The organism is Immundisolibacter sp. (assembly GCF_028696615.1).
GTDB lineage: Bacteria > Pseudomonadota > Gammaproteobacteria > Immundisolibacterales > Immundisolibacteraceae > Immundisolibacter.
In genome coordinates this window covers 1-2,651 of record NZ_JAQVGQ010000312.1, presented here as the reverse complement: position 1 = coordinate 2,651, position 2,651 = coordinate 1, and the positions used below count along the sequence as shown (strand labels likewise).

At 73.7% G+C, this 2,651-nt stretch carries 3 protein-coding genes; all 3 read right to left on the bottom strand.

Annotated features, from left to right (window positions below):
* On the bottom strand, positions 1–321 hold a 321-nt coding region (locus PHC73_RS13715), incomplete at its 3' end, for a biopolymer transporter ExbD (protein WP_300129377.1).
* On the bottom strand, positions 318–959 hold the full coding sequence (locus PHC73_RS13710; RefSeq protein ID WP_300129375.1) for a MotA/TolQ/ExbB proton channel family protein: 642 nt from the start codon (positions 957–959) through the stop codon (positions 318–320). The genes PHC73_RS13715 and PHC73_RS13710, both read right to left, overlap by 4 nt.
* Before the next feature lie 81 nt (positions 960–1,040).
* On the bottom strand, positions 1,041–2,651 hold a 1,611-nt coding region (locus PHC73_RS13705; RefSeq protein WP_300129373.1), incomplete at its 5' end, for a DNA internalization-related competence protein ComEC/Rec2.

The window sequence follows — 2,651 nt, the reverse complement described above, 5'->3', positions numbered from 1 at the left end:
ATCGACCGCCAGCACCAGCACGGCATCCTGGCGCCCGCCAGCCGCCGCGCGCAGGGCGGCGGCGAGGCCGGCGATGTCGCCGGCGGCGATGGTTTGCGCACCCAGCGTGCACTTGCCGTCGGCAGCGATGGCCAGCTCGATGGCGTTGTCGGTCGGTGCAGCGGCGTCACTGGCCGCCTGCGGCAGGTCCACCTTGAGCTGACCCAGGCGACTGAAGCTGGTGGTCACCATCAGGAAGATCAGCAGCACGATCAGCACGTCGATCAGCGGCACGAAGTTCAGTTCCACGTCGTCCGGCCGACGCCGGGTGCGGAAATTCATGCCCGGCGCGCCGCGCGCTCGCGCTGCAGGCGCTCGGACAGATGCGCCAGCGACTCGGCCAGTTCCGCCGCCTGTTGTTCCAGGTCGGCCACCAGTTCGTCCACCCGGCCGCGGAAATAGCGGTGGAAGATGTAGCTCGGGATGGCCACGAACAACCCGAAGGCCGTGTTGACCAGCGCGATGGCGATGCCGCCGGCGAGTTTTTCGGGCGCGCCGATGCCCGACAGGCTGATGGCGTTGAAGGTCTCGATCATGCCGATCACGGTGCCGAACAGGCCGATCAGCGGCGAGATGGTGGCCAGCGTGCCCAGCGCGTTCAGGTACCGCTCGAGCTCCAGCGTCAGGTGCCGGCCGGTGTCCTCGACGTTCTCGCGCTGGCGCTGGCGGTCCTCGCCGCCGTGCAGCAGCACCGCCGCCAGGATGCGCCCGAGCGGCGAGTGCTCACGCAGGGCGCGGATGCGCGCCGCATCCACCTCGCCCGCCGTGCACCAGTGCTCGACCTGCTGCAGCAGGCCGGGCGGCAGCACGCGCCGGCGCTGCAGCGCCCAGGCCCGCTCGAGCACGATGCCGAGCGCCAGGATGGAACACAAAACCAACGGAATGACCGGCCACTCGCCGGCCTTGAGCAGTTCCCACACGGCGGCCTAGACCCGATGTTGAGCGACGAGGAACCTTGAAAATGAACACGCTGCCCGCGCGTCGGCGGACCGGCGAGTCTATCACGGCGCCTCAGGCGCCCCTGACCGCCACCAATGCCGGTCGCGCAGGCGCTGGGCATCGATCAGCGGCTGCGCGGGGCCGCTCGCCACCAGCACCGCGCCGACCAGCGCGGTGTTCCACAGCCGCGCGCCGGCGGCGCGATACGCCGCCGTGACCGCCGCATGCGGATGGCCGAAACGGCTGCGGTAGGCGGCCGAGAAAATCACCTCGCGCGGCTCGAGGCGCGCGATCAGCGGCGGATACAGCGCGCCGCGGCTGCCGTGGTGCGGCGCCAGCAGCACGTCCACGCGCGCCGGCAGCCCGGCCGCGAGTAGGCGCCGCTGGGCAGCCACCTCGGCATCGCCGGTCAGCAGCAGGCTTTGGCCATTCGCCGCGCGCACCAGCAGCAGGCAGGAGCGGTCGTTGTCGGCGGCCGCGGGCAGACTCGCGCCCGGCGCCAGTTGGGTGAAACTCACGCCATCCCAGGTCCAGGCAAGGCCGTCCCGGCACGGCTCGACCGCGCCCACGCCGGTGATTTGTCGCGGCGTGCCGCTCACCACCCGCTCGGTGCGGATGCCGGCCACGATGTCGGCCGCAGCGCCGGCGTGATCGGCGTCGCCGTGCGACAGCAGCAACCGATCCAGCCGCCGCGCCCCGAGCCGCGCCAGTTCCGGCAGCGCGATGGCCTCGCCGGCGCTGAAGCGCTCGCTGAACCTGGGGCCGCTGTCGTAGACCAGCGCATGCCCGCGCGTGCGCACCACCACCGACAGGCCCTGCCCCACGTCGAGCACCGTGGCGACGAATCCCCCCACCGGCGGCAGCGGCGGCCGGTACAGCAGCGCCGGCAGGCACCACAACACGCCCAGCCAGCGGCCCGGCAAACCGCGCGGCGCCAGCAGCACCAGCACGCCGACGGCGCTGGCCGCCAGCAACGGCCAGGGCACCGGCGGCCAGACGAGCGCCGGCGCCGCGCGGCGCAGCGCCTCCAGGGCGACCAACGTGCCGGCGCACACCCGCTCGGCGCCAAACAGCAGCGGACCCGCCAACGCCGGCACCGGCAATGCCAGAACGCCCAACAGGGTCAGCGGCACGGCAAGCAGGCCGAGCAGCGGCACCGCCAGCAGGTTGGCCGGCACCGCGGTCGGCGACACCTGACCGAAAAAACCGAGCGTAAGCGGCAGCAGCGCCAGCACCACCGCCGCCTGCAGGCGCACTGCCGAAAAACCGGCCGCGCGCGCCGCCAGCCACAGCGTGCGCAGGCGCCCGGGCGCAGCGGACGAATCGGCAGGCGCGGCGGGTCCGCGCCGCTCGCGGCCGAGCGCCAGCCACAGCAACACCGCCACCGCGCCGAACGACAGCCAAAAGCCGCTCGCCAGCAGCGCCAGCGGCTCCAGCACCAGCACCACCAGCGCCGCCAGCACCAAAAGGCGCCCGCCCGAGGTCTCGCGCCCGCTGGCCGCGCCGAGCGCCGCCACGCCGAACATCAGCGCCGTGCGCCGCGCCGGCACCGCAAAACCGGCCAGCGCCGCGTAACCGAACACCGCCGCCGTGGCCGACAGCGCCGCCGCGCGCGGCGCCGGCCAGCGCCGGGCGAGCCGCGACGAGCGAGCCCACAGCCGGCCGACCAGCGC